This is a genomic window from Helicobacter valdiviensis (assembly GCF_003245365.1).
Lineage (GTDB): Bacteria > Campylobacterota > Campylobacteria > Campylobacterales > Helicobacteraceae > Helicobacter_D > Helicobacter_D valdiviensis.
Window position 1 is genome coordinate 1 of sequence record NZ_NBIU01000019.1, and the last position, 18083, is coordinate 18083.

Below are 18083 nucleotides of genomic sequence, written 5' to 3' on the forward strand. Positions count from 1 at the left end.
CCTAAAGCCTTACTGCCACTACTAGAATTTATTAACCTATCTTTACCACTTTATTTTAAATAACTATATTTAAAAACCTCTAACCTCTTAAAATTTCATAAAAGCTAAAGCTATATGCACTAACTAATAGAAATATTAGCCTATCTTTATATTTTTATTTTAAATCAACTAAATCTCTTAAAAGCTTTCAAGTCTTTTATTCTATATCATAACTACTAAAATTTATTTAATTTCTTAGATAACTTACTTTTGAAAATCTTTTAAAGCTTTTATTCTATTCTTAACTACTAGGATTTTAATACATTGTCATTACGAGAACTTTTAGGCTCGTGGCAATCTAAGTATTTACCTTTATAGATTATTCTTTTTTTAGACTGCCACGCAGTGTTCCACTGCTCGCAGTGACAAAGTTAGAATATCATGATAGGTATTTATCTGTCATTGCGAGGAGCTTCAGCGACGAAGCAATCTAAAAAACAATCAAGAAGTTTAAGTGATTTCATTAGATTGCCACGACTTACTAGCGTAAGTCTTGCAGTGACGCTCTTATGTTTTTAAATTGCTACGAGCCTAAAGCTCTTTGTAGTAACACCCTTATATTTCTTTGGATTACCATAGCCCTAAAAGGCTTCAAGTGATGTAGTGGTAGGTCGCATTTCAAATTTATTGGAATAAAAATTTTGCAAAAGCTTATCTTGATGAGAAATAAAAATATAAGTAATATCATTATTACTTTGAAAAGTCTTGAGATATTTTATAATTTTTAATGCAACAGGTAAATCAAGCGGTGCGAAAACCTCATCTAAAATCAAAAGTTTTGGTTTTAATATTAAAGCTCGGATTAAACCTAATCTTTGGCATTGTCCTCCACTTAAATTTTGAGGTTTTAAAGCAAGAATTTCTTCTTTTAGCTCAAACATCTCCAAAAGTGTAAGTATCTCTTTAAAATCTGGCTTTAAATGAAAATTTTTATACACATCTAAAAGGAGGGTTTTAGCATTTTTATAGGGATTTAAGGCAAGTTTTTGATCTTGAAAGATGTATTGTATCTTTTTTCTTAACATTCTTTGTGTATTGAAATTTAGCCCTAAAATATTTTGGTTTTCAAAAAGAATTTGTCCTTCTTTGGGTGTTTCTAGCATACATAATATCCTAGCTAATGTGCTTTTGCCACTTCCGCTTTCTCCATAAAGCAATAGATTTTCTCCTTGTTGTAAAGAAAAATTAATCCCCTTAAAAACAAAATTTTCTTCATTTTTTAAATACCAATGTTTTTTTTGTATGTAACTTTTACTTAAATTTTTAACTTCTAGCATTCTAACTCTTTATAGATTTGTAATAATTGCTTACCATAGGGGCTTTTTGGTTGTTTTTTAAAAGTTTCTATATTACTAAACTCCTTTATTCTCCCCTCTTCTAAAATCAAAATCTTATCACTCAAGTTGTAGGCTAGATTTAAATCATGGGTTACAAAAATGAGGTTTGTAAAATTATTTTTTAAATCTTTTAGAATGTGAATAATTTTTTGTTCATTCTTGCTATCTAGTGAGCTTGTAATTTCATCACAAAGAAGGTATTTTGCCTCACATAGCAAAGCAAGTGCGATTTGGATTCTTCTTGCCATTCCGCCACTTAGCTGGTAAATGAAAGAATGCCACAAAAGTTCAAAATTTTGCAATCCCAAACACTCAAAATAGTAAAAGGAACGCTCTTTAATCTCTTTTGTGTTTAAAGAAGTATGTTTTTTAGCCACGATATTAAAATAACTTCCTATATCTACAAGAGGATAAAAGCTCCCATAAACATCCTGAAAAAGAAGACAAACTTTCGCCCTTAAATTACTCAATTCTTTAGAATTTAAAGTTAGAGGATTTTGGGAGTGGATTTGCATTTTTTGTGCTTGGATTAAATAATTTTTATCAAAAAGATTGATTAAGGATTTTAATAATAGGCTTTTTCCAGAACCACTTTTTCCCATAATTACTAAGCTTTCTTTTTCTTCTAGTTTGAAGCTAATATTGCTTAAAAGCATTTGATTACAAAAAGAAAGGTTTAAATTTTCTACAATTATCATAGTTTGCTTCTTTTTTGCAAATCATTGCCTAAAGCCAAAAGGGGCAAGATTAGAAGCAGGATAAATCCCACAGGAAAAAGCAACATCCACCAAAAACCTAAAAATAAGCCTTTACTTGCTTCATTTAGCATATTTCCTAAACTTGCTTCACCCAGATTTACCCCTAAGCCAAAAAAGCTTAGTGTGGCTTCGTTTGCTATTGCATGGGCTATGTTAAAAACAAAAAGCACAAAAAGCAAATTCAAACACGCAGGGGCAATTTCGCTAAAAAGGGCTTTAAATCTAGTGCTACCCAAGATGAGTGCATTTTCATAAAATTCTAATTTTTGGTATTTACCTATTTCAATATCTAAAACTCTAGCAATGTAAGCAAAATGCCCCAATGCAATCACTAAAGTCATACTTAAAATCCCCCCATTTAAAAAGCTTTGAAAAAACATAATAATAAGCAATGAAGGTAAAGCTAGAAGCATATCAAGAACTCTTGCAAAAAACGCATAAGCAAAAAGGCGTGTCAAAAAGGCATACAAAAATGCAAAAATCACACTTAAAAATGAAGCACAAAAGCCAACCCACAAAGAAATTCTTAAAGAATAAAGAATTCTTGTCAAAACATCTCGCCCTAGCATATCTGTGCCAAATAAATGTTCTAAATTTGGAGCGATTTTTGCTTGAGATAAATTAACTAAATTAGGATTATAAGGACTTAAAATAGGAGCAAAGATTGCTAAAAAAACACATAAAGAGATAATAAATAAATAAATTTTTAGCATAAATTTTCCCTTATACATTGCTAAATCTAGGGTTTAGGATTTTGCAAACAATTTCTACAAGCAAATTAATAAACACCACAGCCAAAACACTAAAAATCACAATAGCCAACACAACAGGATAATCTTTAAAAAGAATGCTCTTGATTGCAAGATTTCCAATCCCTTCATAAGAAAACACACTTTCTACCACATAAATTCCCACAAGAAAACTCACAAAAGATGCACCAAAATAAGCCAAAATAGGACTTAAAGCATCTTTTAAAACAAAATGGCAATAAATTCGCATTTTGCCTAACCCTCTAGCAAAGGCTGCTTGGATAAAACTTTGGTTTAAACTATCTATAAAAGCAGTTCTACAAAATCTTACAAATACAGCCAAATGAGATAATACAAGTGCAAAAAGTAGTAAAATAAGATGTTCTAAACGGTTTAAAAAATCTTCTTCATAACCAATATCAGAAATTCCAGAAGTTGGGAGGATTTTAAAAAACACTCCAAAAAATAAAATCAACATTAAAGAAGTAGAAAACACAGGCAGTGCGAAAAAACCCATCGTAATAAAAGTAATGCTTTTATCCAATAGACTATCTTTATAAATTACACACAAAATCCCTAAGGCTAAAGAAAGCACAAAAAGGATTAAAAATGCTAAAGAGCCTAAAATAAATGTAAAAGGTAATTTTTCTTTTAAGATTTTGCTTACTCTCTCTCCGCTAATCAAAGAATAAGAAAAATCCCCTTGAATTGCTTTTATAGCCCATAATTTATACTGAACTAAAAGAGGTTTATCAAGATTTAAATTTTTTTCAATTTCTTCTTTTGCTTGTTTGCTAATCCCTTGTGGCACACTTGCAAAAACAACACTTCCTTTAGAATAATACACCAAACAAAAGCAAAGAAAACTTGCACTCATGGATAAAAAAAGCGCCCACAAAAGACGCTTTAAAATAAGCTCTAGCACTATTGTTTGCTCCACTCATATGCATTCCAAGTAAAGCCTACTCCATGATGCCCTACAATATGAGGTTTTACACCCTTAATATCTGCCTTATAAACTAAAGGATAATCAATATAGGCAATAAATACATAAGGGGGATCTTTATGCAACTCTTCAATAAAGTTTTTATAGTAGATTTTTCTTTTGTCTATATCTAGTGTATTTCTAGCTTCTATTAAAGCTTTATCTACATTAGCATTAGAATAATGTCCAAAATTCCAACCGCTATTGTTTTTAGCACTATCTTCACTCCCTGCAAAAACTCTAAATGTATGAAAATCTGGATCATAAGGGCTTCCCCAACCTACCAAAAAGCTATCAATTTGCGTATAATCAAAGCTCCCAGCAGGTAAAGCAATGGCTTTTGCTTTAATGCCTAGCTTTGCATATTCACTTTGAAGAATATTTACAAGTGCTACACGCAAAGGATCTTCGCTCATTGCATACATTTCAAAGCTAAGTTCTTTGCCATTTTTTTCTAAAATTCCATTTTTATTTTTGCTAAACCCTGCTTCTTTTAAAAGAGTTTCAGCCTTTTTTATATCATAAGAATAAATAGAAAAATCTTTAGGATTTGCCCAAGATTTTTCTAAAGGATGGTTAGCCTCACTACCAAAAGAGTGGAGCAGTTTTGCGACGATTTCTTTTTTAGGTGTAGCATAGTTTAGTGCCATTCGCACATTTTTATCTTTTAAAAACTCATGGTTAAAATTAAACATTAACGCACGGTAATCAGCAGATGGTTCTTGAATGAGCTTGAAATTTTTGTCTTTTTTAAAGCTTTCTGCCATCTCAAAATCCACTAGAGCAACATCAATCGTGCCATTTTTAAGCTCTAATGCACTAATACTAGGATCTTTAATAAGCTTTAGTATAATCTTTTTGCTTTTTGGAGAGGCAAGATAATAAGATGTATTTGCAGCTAAAAGCATATATTGTCCCTTATTCCATTTTTGCATTTTAAAAGGACCTGTGCCTATGGGATTTTGGTTAAAAGTCGTGGTGTTTAAGTCTTCTTTTTCTAATAAATGCTTAGGTAAAATTCCTACACTAAGAGAGTCCAAAAAGGAAGGAAAAGGCTTTGAGAGTGTGATTTTTATATGGTAATCATCTATCACTTTTACTTCTTTTACTGCATCAAAATTTACTTTTGAGGGGGAGTTTAACTTTTCATCTTTTAGGGCTTGAATGCTAAATTCTACATCTTTTGCACTAAATTTTTTTCCATCATGCCATAATACATCTTCGCGTAAAGCAAATTCATAAACAAGTCCGTCCTTGCTAATTGTCCAAGATTTTGCTAAATCTGGAGTTATATTCATAGACTCATCAAAGCGAGTAAGTCCAGAGAAAATAAGTCCAATAGCACTATCATGATCTTCGCTAAAAAGTGGATTGACACGCACAGGCTCATTTTCTACTGCGATGATGATTGTATCTTTTGGCGTTTGTGCAAAAAGATGTAACACAAAAACATTCACTGCCCAAAAAAGTATTAAAAGTTTTTTAAACATACCTTGTCCTTAAATTTTGAAATTTATTTTATGTTAGTCCAATATTTTTTAACTTATGCTTAATTTTAATACTTCTTGAAATTTTTTATTACAAATACAGTATAAAATTACAAAAAGTATGTATTTTGCAAATAACTACACCAATAAAAAAGTAAAAAAGATATTAAATTTATTTTTAAAGTATTTTTGTTCTTATCTAACTTTGATTATTTGCATAAAGCAAGACAATAGGGATTTGACAAAAAGATATGCAAATAGGGCTAAACCGCTAAAAATTAATAGGTAAATTATGGTTTTATTTTTAATAGATTGCTAACTTGTATTTGTATAAGACTTATTTATGTGTGGATTGGAATTACTTTAACCTTTTAAATTACTACCTATAAAATTCCTTTGCAAATTTCTACAGCATTCAAACACGCTAAAACTTCCCGCAGCAGGATCTAATACAATATCTCCAATATTAGTGCAAGACTCTATTAATACACTTTGTAAGCCTTTTGGTTTTGCATGTGGATGGATTTTTATCTCATTTGGTGGAATTTTCTCACTCCATACATCGCGGATATTATGAAGCTTCCAAGTATCTTTTGCTTTAAGTGGCTTTTTTTGCAAGATAAGTAAATACTCACTTTGTCGCCTAGTGCGATAACCCATACCCATTTTACCTTTATCCCAAGTGATTAAATCCACAATTTGTAGATTTGTAGATTTTAACCACGCATTTATCCCCTCACATAAATGAAACTTATCTACCCATAGCATTAAATAAGCACTTTTTTTAAGAGTGCGATCAATTTCTTTGATAAAATTAATAATAACTTCTTCACTCATTTGGATAAGTTTTGTTCTGCCTTTTTGGCGTTCTCCCTCATTGCCATAATTGAGTTTTTCTAGCACGCCACGATACTGTGGATCAAAAAAGCATAATGCAATACTAAAATCTTCTATTTTTTTTAATAATTCCAAACCACAAATATCAAGGCGTTTGTTAAGCAAGTTTGCTTTATCAATCACTATCCAAATACCCTTTTAAATATTGCCTCTACATTTTTAGTATAATAGCTAAATTCAAAGCATTCTTTAATCGCCTCTTCACCGATAATGCCAACAAGCTCAGAATCTGCTAATAAATACTGCAAATATAAGCTTTCCCCTTTTTCATTTACAACCGCTTTGCCTTCTTGCAAATCCCCCCACACTTTCATTGCATTTCTTTGCACGATTTTGTAGGCATCTTCTCTTTTTACACCCTTTTTTGGAAGCTCTAGCAAGATTCTTTGAGAAAAGACAAGTCCGCCGGTAAGATTTAGATTTTTCATCATATTTTTGGGATATACAACAAGGTTTTTAATAAGATTTGTAAGGCGGGAGAGCATAAAATCACTTGTAATAAAGCTATCTGGCAAGATAAATCGCTCCACACTACTATGGCTAATATCCCTCTCATGCCAAAGTGCGACATTCTCCATTGCAGGAAGTGCATAAGATCTTATCATTCTGCAAAGCCCCGTGATATTTTCGCTTAATACAGGATTTCTTTTGTGTGGCATAGCAGAAGATCCTTTTTGTCCTTCACTAAAATATTCTTCGGCCTCATACACTTCTGTTCTTTGCATATGGCGGATTTGCACGGCAAATTTTTCACAACTGCTTGCCAGGAGTGCTAAATCACTCATAAGCCTAGCATAGCGATCTCTTTGAATGACTTGATTGCTAGCAGGAGCAGCTTTAAGCCCCAAGTCTTCACATACAAGCTCTTCAAGCTCTATGGGCGTATGGGCTAGATTTCCCATAGCACCGCTTAGCTGTCCTACAGAAATTACTTCCATTGTAGATTCCAAAGCTTTTTGGTGGCGTGAGATTTCATCATACCAAATAGCTAAAACTAGCCCAAAAGTAATAGGCTCTCCATGAATCCCATGGCTTCTTCCAACCATAAGTGTATTTTTATGCTCTATTGCGCGACTTTTAATCGCTTCTTTTAGCTCTTTAATATCTTGCAAGATAATTTTTAAAGAATCTCTCATCTGCAGTGCAACAGCAGTATCAATGCAATCGCTTGAAGTGATTCCATAATGAAACCATCTAGATTCCTCGCCTAAAGATTCTGAAACACTTGTAGTAAATGCGATTAAATCATGTTTTGTAACTGCTTCAATTTCATCAATTCTTGCAATATCAAATTTTGCATTTTTGCAGATTTTTTCACAATCATTATCTGGGATTAATCCTAGTTTGTTCCACCCTCTAACAAGAGCTTTTTCCACCTCTAGCCAAGCACTATACTTAGCATTCATATCCCATAGTTTTTTCATCTCTTCTTTGGCATATCTTTCAACCATTTTAAACCTTTAAAATAAATTATGCTAGAATAATCTTAACATAACACCACTTAAAGCTTGTAAAGATGTCTTATAAAGAAAAAGAATTTCTTATCGCAAAACCTACAAAAGCCTATCAATTTTTAATGGAGATTTTAGGGCTTAATATGGCAGAAGCACAAAAATATATCAATAAAGGAAAAGTGATTTATCAGGGCAAACCCTTACAAAATCATGAAAAAAATAAAATACTAGAAAAAAGTGTAAAGGTTTTGCTTTTTAGCGCAGATTGTATAGGGCTAAATCCTATTTTTACTAATGAAGATTTTGCAATTTTTAACAAACCTCCTAAGATGCTTATCCACCCAAAAGGCAGATTTGCACACCATAGCTTGATAGATGAGATAAAAGCGACTTTAGGTGAGAGGGCGACTTTGGTGCATAGGATTGATAAAGAAACAAGTGGTTTGGTTTTAGCTGCAAAAGATTATAAAAGAGCTAGTGAGCTTGGAGAGCTTTTTTTAAAAGGTGCTGTTTTTAAAAAATATCTTGCTTTAGCAAGAGGAAAGCTTGAGTATGGAGAATTTTGCTTCTCTCTTCCTCTAGCCACACAACAAAAAGGCACAGATTTAAGTGTGCGTTCTTTATATCTAGGGCAAAAAAGAGATTTAAATTTAAAATTTAAAGAAGCCAAAACACAATTTAAACCCCTAAAATTTTATAAAGATACTACACTTTTAGAAGTAATTCCCAAAACTGGGAGAACCCATCAAATAAGAGTGCATCTTTTTGCACTGGGTTTTCCTATTTTAGGAGATCCACTTTATGGATGCGAAGATGATAAAAGCAGAATTTATTTAGATAGAGAGTTTATACAAGAGGGCTATAAGCCTTTAAACAATGAAGAGAGGACAAGATACTTTGGTGCTTCTCGTTTAATGCTTCAAGCACAAGAATTAGCTTTTAGCTATAAAGGCAGAGACTATACTTTTAGTTTAAAAGAAGAATTTTAAAGGAAAAATATGACAAATATTTCTACAAAAAGCATTTATGGATTGGAAGCTTTATATTATTTGGCACTTCATAAACAAAAACTTCCCATTGGTTCAAGAACCATAGCAAAAGATTTGAAGATTTCTTGTGCTTATTTGGAGCAAATTTTGATGCTTTTAAAACAAGGTGGGATATTAGAGGGCTTTAAAGGACCTAAAGGTGGCTATAAATTTGCTAAAAATCTAAATGAAATCAAAGTAATTGAAGTGTTAGAGATATTAGAGCAAAAAAAGCTTAAACTAGGGAGTTCCAAAAACAGAGCTTTAGCAATTTTTTGGGAAGAAACCAACTCTAAAATAGAGAAAATCTTGGAATTAAATTTAGAAAACCTTCTTAAATATGAGGAAAAATTACAATCTGAAAGTATGTATTTTATATAAAATGAAGAAAAGTGGTGGCTTGAGGCGGAATCGAACCACCGACACGGAGATTTTCAGTCTCCTGCTCTACCGACTGAGCTATCAAGCCATTTAAAAAGGGAGATTATATTAATAATCTCTTTAATTTCTTCTTAAATCTAAGGCTTCCTTAGTAAAATTATTTGTGTTTTCTCTTGTGTTGCGTAATTTCCTTCTACTATATAGTTGTAAAATAAGGCAAGTTTTAAAAACTCTTCAAGATCTTGAATTTGTGAGCTTTCTATATAGAGCAACCCTCTATTATCCAAATGCTTATTAATGGTTGCAAAATCTTTTTTACTTTGAGTTATCCAAAGATCTCTACTAGGGGGTGCAATTTGTGCTAGATTATCCTTAGTAACTCCAAATAACCAAATTTTCAAAAAATTAGAAGAATAAAACTTCTGTGATTGTAAAAAAAGTGGATTATAATAAATAAGAGTTGTTTTTTTCTTGCCTAAACTCTCTTCAATCTGTGCCACATCCTCAATAAAATGAGGAATAAAAGAATGCAAAATCAAAAGTCTAATGGGATTTATGTTTTGATAGATATTTTTGTAATATTCTATCACCTGTTCTTTAACATCAAAATTACAAGGCTCTTTTTTAATAGAATAATTTTTCATTACATTTTCTAAAATCTCTCCCAAAATACTTTTAATCCAAAGATTAATTACATCTTTTGGAGCATCTTCTAAATACAGCTTTAAAGATAAAAACTCGCTATAAGTTTTTGGACTAAGATATTCAAGCAACACTGCATTGGGTGCAAAACTAACAAGTTCAACATTTTTCAATCTTTGTTTTAAGCCCGTGATACTAGGAAAAGAAAATCTTGATTGGTAATGGATTTTTACTAAAGGATTATTAGAATAAATTAATACAGAGCGTTCATTGGAAGCTAACTCATACGCAAAATCATCACAATTCATTTGATAAATTAGAGTTTTGGTATTTTCATAAGTGTTTTTAATAATGCAATCCTCTGCTAGTCGCATTTTTTGCACTTCTGTAATTTTTGTTGCTTCTTTTAACTGCGGAACACCCAAAAAATCCTCCTATATTTGAAAAATTTAAAAATATTTTAACATATTTACTTTATTTTTCAAAAATAAAAGAGATGAGAAAATCCAAAAATTACTCTTGCGTATCCAAATAGCGTTTATCAAATAAACTATTTAGATGCACATTACCTAAAGCCACCTTCAAAGAGGTAAAAAAGTCTGGATTTGCCTCTTCTAACTCTTTTAGCATTTGCTTAGTTTTTTCTCTAGCATGTGGGCGTTTATCATCGCTTTGCCACATAATAGGGCAATTACAATCAGGAGCAATGTAAATATTGTTTTTGGCAATAAAATCAATAATTTGCCTCTCTCGCACAAAAATCAAAGGGCGTATCACATACAAGCTATTTTCAGCCTTATAAATAGGAGGCATAGAACGCAAGGCTCCATTATAGGTAAGATTCATCATAAAGCTTTCTGCTGCATCATCTAAATGGTGCGCTAGAGCAATTTTGTTATATCCGCCCTCTAGCGCCTTTGTATAGAGAGCACCTCTACGCATACGCGAACAAAAACTACAATAAACACTTCCTTCTCTTTTATTCTCTTCTAAAATCTTATAAATATCAGTTCTATAAAGCTCATAGGGAATACCATTTTTCTCACAATATTCAAATATATATTCATACTCGCCACCACGCCCATAATCCACTGTTAAGGCTTTAAATTCAAAATTAAAAGGAGCATATTTTTTAAGCCTAGCTAAAAGTGTGGCTAGGAGTATAGAGTCTTTTCCGCCACTAAGCCCTAGTAATACTCTATCTCCCTCTTTAATCAAATCAAATTCCGCATTGGTTTTGCCAGTAATTTTTAAAATCTTTTTACTAATTTCCATTTTATTACTCTTTAAATTTATCGCTTAAATGTGTTTTTATAAAATTTATAATTTCTTGCTCTTCTAACAAATGCTTGTCGTATTTAATCACTGCTTTTCGCTCATTTTCATTAATATACCATTCTAAAATTCCTACAAGCTCTACAAGTGTTTCTAAATCTTCCCCACGCACACCCTCTTGCAAAGGCAAATAAAGATTTTTTTGGAAAGTAGGATTTGCTAAAAATGCAAAAAGCAAAATCCATAAAAACGAAGCAATCACTACAAACATACTAATAGAAAGCATTCCAAAAAAGTCATAAAAATGCCCTCCAATAAGTGCTCCTATAAAAGTCCCAAGATAACCAAAAGATGTAAAAATCCCTAATGCACTTCCTTTTTGATGTGCTTTACAATAACGACTAGCAAGACTTTGCATAATGGGTTCATGCACAGAAAATCCTATAAAAAATACAAGAATTCCCACAATAAAAGCCCATTGATTCTTGCTTAGCATTAAAAGATAAGCCACTACAAAAAATAGCACACCCACAATCATTACGCTTTTAAACTTTCCTTTTTTTTCTGCGATAATTGCAGCAGGTGCCATAGATAAAAGTCCTAAGATACTTGCAGGAATATAAACTTTATAAAGTTCTTCTTTTGGCATACCAAATTCTTTTACAAGTGCAATAGGAATAATTAAAAAAGCTAAAGTCATAAAGCCTTTTTGCAAAAAATTTGTGAAATTCATAATTTGTAGATTTTTATTTTTTAAAATCGTGCCATATTCATTTGTATTTGCATTAAAGCTATAAGTGATTTTTGGAGCTTCAGGAACTGCAACAAACAACACTACAATACCAAAAAGAGCTAGAGCAAAAGTAATCCAAAAAAGATTAGAAACTCCATAAATCCCGCCAATAATTGGACCAATAATCATAGCAAATACAAAAGAAAATGAAATGGTTGCCCCCATAAAAGCCATTGCTTTTGTGCGTTTTTCTTCATTAACTAAATCAGCAATCATTGCACTTACTACACCGCCAACTGCACCAGCACCTTGCAAAAATCTTCCCAAAATAAGCATATAAATATCATCGCTCATAGCACAAATTGCCGAACCAATAGCAAAAATAACAAGCCCTAAAGCTATCATACTCTTGCGTCCAAATTTATCACTTAAAAATCCAAAAGGCACTTGAAAGACAACTTGCGTGAGTGCATAGCCTCCCATAGCAATTCCAATTAAAATAGGAGTTGCCCCACTAAGTAAGAGTGAATATAAGGATAAAAGTGGCATTACCACAAATAATCCAAAAAATCTAGCGCCAAGTATCAAGCTAAGTGGCATTGTTTGTTTTATTAAATCATTTTTCACTACTTTAAATTCTCCATAATTTTGCTAAAATTACAAACAAAAGTGCAATTTTATCCCAATAAATTAAACAAGGCAATAATATGAGATTAATTTTAGCAAGTTCTAACTCCAACAAACTAAGAGAAATTAAAGAAATTTACCATAATTTTAAAGATACTTTTGAGATACTTTCTTGGGATAGCCTTATTACACCCTTTGAAATTGAAGAAAATGGAACAAGTTTTAAAGAAAATGCCCTTATCAAATCTAAAGCGGTTTTTTCAGCTTTACAAGAAGCAAATCTTTTAGAAAAAAATGATGTAGTTTTGAGTGATGATAGCGGGATTTGTGTGGATTTGCTAGGCGGAGCACCTGGAATTTATAGTGCAAGATATAGTGGTGGAGATGATAAAGATAATCTTAAGAAGCTTTTAGATGAGGTAGCCAAACTAGAAAATCAAACCTCTTTAGCACATTATTGTGCTAGCATTGGTATTAGTAGTTTTTATGGAGATTTTAATACTTATGGATTTATGTATGGGAGTGTCATTAGCACGCCTAAAGGAACAAATGGCTTTGGTTATGATCCTATGTTTATCCCAAAAGGCTACACAAAAACTTTAGCAGAGCTAAGCAGTGAAGAAAAAAACAGAATCTCTCATAGAAAAATTGCTCTAGAAAATGCTAGTTATCTTTTAAGAGCTTTAAGCCAAATACATATAAATGTTTAAAAATATTGCATGTATATAAAACTTATTTTGATACTTGTGTGGCTGTTTGCTTATCACTACAAGTGGGCAAAACAATATAATAACCTATTTTAATATTAACAGATAGTGTTTAGCCTCTTAGAAAGCTTTATGATAAAAAAATACTTATGGATTTAAAAGAGAACGCCACACAAATATTTCATATTTGCTCGCAATGACTATAGATAAATAATAAAATACTTTTATTGTTAAAGCTCTTTGCAATAACAAAAAATCTTATAGTGTATCTTTTAGATTTGCACCGCACTATGTTTGCAGATAACGCTTTGCTTGTATGCTTTGTTGTTTTATTCTTTATCAGAATATTATCATATTAAACGAAGCGAAATATCTCTCTTATTTAATTACAAATCTCATTATTTAGAGATATTTTTTATTTAGAGGTTCTTCAGCTAAAGCCTCAAAATGACAAAATAAAACCTTATAATGTTGTTTGCCACTGCAAGAATGTGAAAAATCCGTGGCAGTCTAAAAAAAGAGGTATCGCTACAAACAAAGCAAGATGTGGTAGTCTAAAGAAAATAACCTAAAAGGCAAAAATTAGGTTGCCACGAGTTCTACAAACTTTCATAATAACAAGAAATGCCTTTGAAAGATAAATCTAAGATTGCCACGCAAATATTTCATATTTGCTCGCAATGACAATTGTTTGCCATATTAATATTCTATTTTTAGAGTTTAGCTGTTTTATAGATTGCTTCGTTCGTTTCGCTCCTTGTAATGACACTCCATTCTGTCACCACAAGAGCCTTTAGGCTTGTGGCAGTCTAAATTAATACTTAAAATTATTAGTAATTCTTTTATAAATTTTACATTACTTTAATGACTAATTACCTTTCATAGTCTTTAAAAATTCTTTATAAAAAGTATCTAATTCATTAATTTCTTCTTGCATAGCATTATCCTCTTGGCAATTTTTTTGCAAAAGTTCTACACGCTTTAAAAGATAACTAAAAAGCTGGTAATGAATATCTGGGATTTTATTTAAATCATTGCTTCTACCCTTAATGATTGTCTTTGCTGGAATCCCAACTGCAGTAGAATTTGGAGGAACTGACTTAATCACTACAGAATTTGCACCAACCTTAGAATTTTCCCCCACGATAATATCTCCTAAAATCTTAGCTCCTGCACCAATAATCACATTATCTTCAATAGTAGGGTGGCGTTTCTTTTGTTCTAAACTCACCCCTCCTAAGCTTACACCTTGATAAATAGTAACCTCATTCCCCACTATCGCAGTCTCACCAATTACCACACCAATCCCATGATCTATAAACACTCTATGACCAATTTGTGCTGCTGGGTGAATATCCACATTAGTAATCCATTGCGTAAAGCCCATCAAAATCCTAGCTAAAACCTTAAAGCCTTTTTTATGCAATCTGTGTGCAATTCTATGATGCACAAGCGCAATAAGCCCTGGATAATTAAAAAAAAGCTCTATTTTAGACTTAATAGCTGGATCTTTATCCAAAATGGTTTGAAAGTCCTCTTTGATAGTGCCAAAAAGGCTTTGAGCATAAATCACACCATTTCTCCTTCACTCTTAAACACAGTTCTTAGATAACCATTCTCACTAAGCATAACATAAAGCTGTCCTAAAACTTCTTTTTTAGAATCTTCTGCAATCTTATCACTATCTTCTAGCTTTTGCTTTAAGCGTCTTTCTATCTCTTTGGTATCATAATCTAAATCATCAAGCACATCTAAAATCGTTTGTGCCTCTAGCATATTTACAATCTCATATCCCCCCTCTTCATCAAAAACTACACTAAGTTCTGTAGGGTGTGTAAAAAGATTGTGTCGCATTCCAAGCACCTCTTGATAAGCACCTACTAAAAAGAAGCCTAAAAAATATTCCTCTTTATTTACATCAATATCGTGCAAAAAGAGTGGAAAATTCTTATTAAACCCGATCTCTCCATCACTATCACAAGTTATATCCCATAAACTTGCACTACGCGTTGGGCGTTTATTTAGCCTATCTAATGGTATCACAGGAAAATTCTGCTCTAATCCCCAATAATCTGGCAAACTTTGGAAAAAGCTACAATTTAACAAATATCTCTCTTGCACTTGTTCTTGAATTCTAATAATATCTTTATGGTTTTTGTGTTTTAAAATCTTAATCACTTTTTTAATAATTAAATGCACTAAAACTTCTGTATTAGAGCGATCTTGCAAATCAATATAACCTAAATCAAAAAGCGTAAGAAGTGATTCCATATGCTCTAGGCTATCATGCAAATACTCTATAGCATAGCGTTCATTAATAGTATTATAAAGATCTAATAATTCTTCTACTAAAGGGGGATTTTTATCCTTTAAATGCAAGTTTTTTTCATCATATTCTTGTGAAAAGAGTTCTAAGACTGGCGCAATAAGAGTAGCATGGTTTGCTGAAACATACCGTCCTGATTCTATAAAAATATCTGGCTCTCTTTCTTTTTTGTTTTTAGCTATCTCTTTAAGCGTAAAAACAACATTTCCACTAAATTCTGCTAAAGTATAGTTTCTATTTTGGTGGTTTTCATGCTGGGTATATTCTACAGCCAACCCTCCTCCAATATTTACACTATTTAGATTTTTAGCACCCATTTTACGCAATTCTGCATAGATATTTCCTGCCTCCCTTAAAGCTTTTTTAAGAGGTGCAATATCACTAATTTGGCTACCAATATGGAAATGTATCATTGTAAATTGCGAAAGAAGTTTGTTCTTTTGTAAAAGATTAATAGCTTCTACCAACTCTGTTGCAGTCAAACCAAATTTAGAATTAATACCGCCACTTTTAGCCCATATTCCAACACCTGTGCTATGCAATCTAATCCTAAGTCCAATATTTGGATAAGGCTCCCCCATAGATTTTGCCACTTCTATAATGGTTTCAAGTTCATTTAATCCCTCGATGGTTAAGGTAATATCATGCCCCATTTTTGCCGCAATAAAACCTAAAGAAATCATTTCTTTATCTTTAAAGCCATTTACAGTGATTGGAGAATTTTCATTAGTATAAGCCATTGCCACAATAAGTTCTGACTTGCTTCCTGCTTCTAACCCATAACATCTATGCTCCATAAGTTCTACCAATGGAAGCACAAAATTAGGATAATGATTCACTTTAAGAGGAAAAACTGCTTTAAACTTTCCCTTATAATGGTGCTCTTTAATGGAATTTTCAAAGTTTTGAAAGATTTTTTCTACTTGCTTTTGGATTAAATGGGGAAATCTAATTAGCAAGGGACCTCTATAACCTTCTTCTCTCACTTTTTTAACAATATCAATAAGGGCAGGCTTACATTGATAATTGACTTTAACTTGTCCATCTTCAATGATAAAATCATCACCTGCCCAATAATTAATACCATAATCAACCATATTCTTACCTTATTATTTTTTAATAAAAAAATCATAGCATAAGTTATAAAAAATATGGATAAATCATGGGGCTTTTTGCCCCTATTATCATAAGCTAAAAACTATAAATTACAGTAACAATTGTCAAAACTCCTGTAATAAACACAAACGCATCTAATGCTAAATTGCGATACTTTTTAAGCCTTGAAACAATATAAAAAGAAATCACTGGCATTAAAAATAAAATTGCTGCAATAATAGGCCCTCCAAGCTTTTCAATAAAGTCCAACACACTTGGATTTAAATATGCAACAACAATCATAATCACATACATCACAATATTGCATAGCTTTTTAACTAAAGGCATATTAGGAGTTTTACCCATCAAAGTTGCACTTTTCCTAACAATCCCATAAGCACCTTCTCTAGCACCAAAATAATGTCCAAAAAAAGAACTAGTGATTGCTAAAAATGCAACCAAAGGACCCCCATAAGCAATGATAGGATTATTGATTTTATTAGCAAAATAAGAAAGAATAGGAATATTTTGTGCTCTTGCTTGAGCGAATTCATTCAAATCTAGTGCTAGCGTGCAAGAAATCACAAAAAACATTACAAAAAAGAGTAGCATTAAAGTTGTATTAAAAAGTATTTGATTAGTTTTTCTTAAAAATTTACCTTCATAATGTTTTTTTACACTCACTGAAAATGTAGAAATTGCTGGAGAATGGTTAAAAGCAAAAACAAGCACTGGAAGTGTAAGCCAAACAATCATTAAAAAATCTTTCATATCTGGCACATAAGTAATGCTATCAAGCTTCCAATAAGGAATTAAATATAAAGAAAATAAAAACAATACTGCACACAAAGGATATACAAGCCACTCGCACACTTTAATAATCACTTCTTCACTAAAATACATAACTCCCATAAAAATACTCACAAGCACAAAAGCAAGCAAAGCCCTAAAAGTAGGCACTAAAGAATATATATCCTTATTATCAATTTTTTGCACTTCATAAGCCACCCCCTTTAATCCTTCCCAAGAATCCATAAAAGGCAAAATTTGATTTAAAATAAAACTCTCAAATGTATTTGTAATCCCTACACAATATGCCAAACAAATGGGAAAAATCGCAAAGAAATACACAATAGAAATTAAGATTCCTATTTTTTTACCAAAATAATCTTCTGTTGCATGGGTAATGTCTTTATCCCTACCTCTAGCCTGTGCCACAAAGCGACTAAGTGCCCTATGACTTAAATACACCATAGGGAAAATAATAACACTCATCACAACTATAGGCCAAAAGCCACCAACTCCTGCTTTAATAGGCAAATATAAAATACCTGCTCCAACTGCTGTGCCAAATAAAGACAACATCCAACTTGTATCAAACCGTTTCCAATTCATTTTATTACCTCTTAAAATAATTCTTTAAATTTAGCTAATTATTTGCACATGTTTTAAAATTCTTAGCTAAAATAAAGGGGAAGCCTCCAAAAAGGAGACTTATTTAACCGCACCACTTCTTTGTGCTGGGTGCTGATAATCTGTCTTCTCACAACCACTTACCACAAA

16 protein-coding genes and 1 tRNA gene are annotated in these 18083 nt (G+C 31.9%); 3 read left to right on the top strand and 14 right to left on the bottom strand.

Annotated features, from left to right (window positions below; genetic code table 11):
• Positions 1–620: 620 nt before the first annotated feature.
• The 7 genes from B6S12_RS06765 to purB form a co-directional block, all read right to left on the bottom strand.
• Entirely contained in the window at positions 621–1316 is a 696-nt protein-coding gene (locus B6S12_RS06765) for an ATP-binding cassette domain-containing protein (RefSeq protein WP_111230043.1), read from the bottom strand.
• The gene (locus B6S12_RS06770) at positions 1310–2074 is read right to left on the bottom strand and encodes an ATP-binding cassette domain-containing protein (RefSeq protein WP_111230044.1); all 765 of its coding nucleotides are present in this window, start codon (positions 2072–2074) and stop codon (positions 1310–1312) included. Before B6S12_RS06770 ends, B6S12_RS06765 begins: the two co-directional genes overlap by 7 nt.
• On the bottom strand, positions 2071–2847 hold the full coding sequence (locus B6S12_RS06775; protein WP_111230045.1) for an ABC transporter permease: 777 nt from the start codon (positions 2845–2847) through the stop codon (positions 2071–2073). Before B6S12_RS06775 ends, B6S12_RS06770 begins: the two co-directional genes overlap by 4 nt.
• Before the next feature lie 10 nt (positions 2848–2857).
• Positions 2858–3796, bottom strand: a complete 939-nt coding sequence (locus B6S12_RS06780) for an ABC transporter permease (protein WP_181450990.1) — start codon at positions 3794–3796, stop codon at positions 2858–2860.
• 11 nt (positions 3797–3807) lie between these two features.
• A complete protein-coding gene (locus tag B6S12_RS06785) occupies positions 3808–5358 on the bottom strand; it encodes an ABC transporter substrate-binding protein (RefSeq protein ID WP_111230046.1) in 1551 nt (516 codons plus the stop codon).
• Positions 5359–5718: 360 nt separating this feature from the next.
• Entirely contained in the window at positions 5719–6375 is a 657-nt protein-coding gene (locus tag B6S12_RS06790; protein ID WP_245892577.1) for a DNA-methyltransferase, read from the bottom strand.
• Complete coding sequence (purB, locus tag B6S12_RS06795; protein WP_111230047.1) at positions 6375–7703, bottom strand: adenylosuccinate lyase; 1329 nt, start codon at positions 7701–7703, stop codon at positions 6375–6377. Before purB ends, B6S12_RS06790 begins: the two co-directional genes overlap by 1 nt.
• A gap of 65 nt (positions 7704–7768) precedes the next feature.
• Between purB and B6S12_RS06800 the strand changes: the two genes are divergently transcribed.
• A complete protein-coding gene (locus tag B6S12_RS06800) occupies positions 7769–8695 on the top strand; it encodes an RluA family pseudouridine synthase (RefSeq protein ID WP_111230048.1) in 927 nt (308 codons plus the stop codon).
• A 9-nt stretch (positions 8696–8704) separates the two neighbouring features.
• Positions 8705–9115, top strand: a complete 411-nt coding sequence (locus B6S12_RS06805) for an RrF2 family transcriptional regulator (protein ID WP_111230049.1) — start codon at positions 8705–8707, stop codon at positions 9113–9115.
• Positions 9116–9127: 12 nt separating this feature from the next.
• On the opposite strand, the gene B6S12_RS06810 is transcribed toward B6S12_RS06805, so the two are convergent.
• From B6S12_RS06810 to B6S12_RS06825, 4 genes are all read right to left on the bottom strand, one after another.
• A tRNA-Phe gene (locus tag B6S12_RS06810) sits at positions 9128–9203 on the bottom strand.
• 49 nt (positions 9204–9252) lie between these two features.
• On the bottom strand, positions 9253–10182 hold the full coding sequence (locus B6S12_RS06815) for a hypothetical protein (protein ID WP_111230050.1): 930 nt from the start codon (positions 10180–10182) through the stop codon (positions 9253–9255).
• A gap of 88 nt (positions 10183–10270) precedes the next feature.
• The gene (locus B6S12_RS06820) at positions 10271–11032 is read right to left on the bottom strand and encodes a tRNA 2-thiocytidine biosynthesis TtcA family protein (protein ID WP_111230051.1); all 762 of its coding nucleotides are present in this window, start codon (positions 11030–11032) and stop codon (positions 10271–10273) included.
• Between the two features lie 4 nt (positions 11033–11036).
• On the bottom strand, positions 11037–12365 hold the full coding sequence (locus tag B6S12_RS06825) for an MFS transporter (RefSeq protein WP_111230077.1): 1329 nt from the start codon (positions 12363–12365) through the stop codon (positions 11037–11039).
• A gap of 107 nt (positions 12366–12472) precedes the next feature.
• On the opposite strand from B6S12_RS06825, the gene rdgB reads away from it, so the two are divergent.
• Positions 12473–13102 (top strand): RdgB/HAM1 family non-canonical purine NTP pyrophosphatase, encoded by a 630-nt coding sequence (rdgB, locus tag B6S12_RS06830; RefSeq protein WP_111230052.1) that lies wholly within the window; start codon positions 12473–12475, stop codon positions 13100–13102.
• An 865-nt stretch (positions 13103–13967) separates the two neighbouring features.
• Here the strand turns inward: rdgB and cysE are convergent.
• The 3 genes from cysE to B6S12_RS06845 all read right to left on the bottom strand — a co-directional run bounded on the left by cysE (position 13968) and on the right by B6S12_RS06845 (position 17915).
• Complete coding sequence (gene cysE / locus B6S12_RS06835) at positions 13968–14672, bottom strand: serine O-acetyltransferase (protein ID WP_111230053.1); 705 nt, start codon at positions 14670–14672, stop codon at positions 13968–13970.
• A complete protein-coding gene (gene speA / locus B6S12_RS06840) occupies positions 14669–16522 on the bottom strand; it encodes an arginine decarboxylase (RefSeq protein WP_111230054.1) in 1854 nt (617 codons plus the stop codon). Before speA ends, cysE begins: the two co-directional genes overlap by 4 nt.
• Positions 16523–16616: 94 nt before the next feature.
• Positions 16617–17915: an aromatic amino acid transport family protein gene (locus B6S12_RS06845; RefSeq protein WP_111230055.1), complete on the bottom strand. Its 1299-nt coding sequence runs from the start codon at positions 17913–17915 to the stop codon at positions 16617–16619.
• Between the last annotated feature and the right edge of the window lie 168 nt (positions 17916–18083).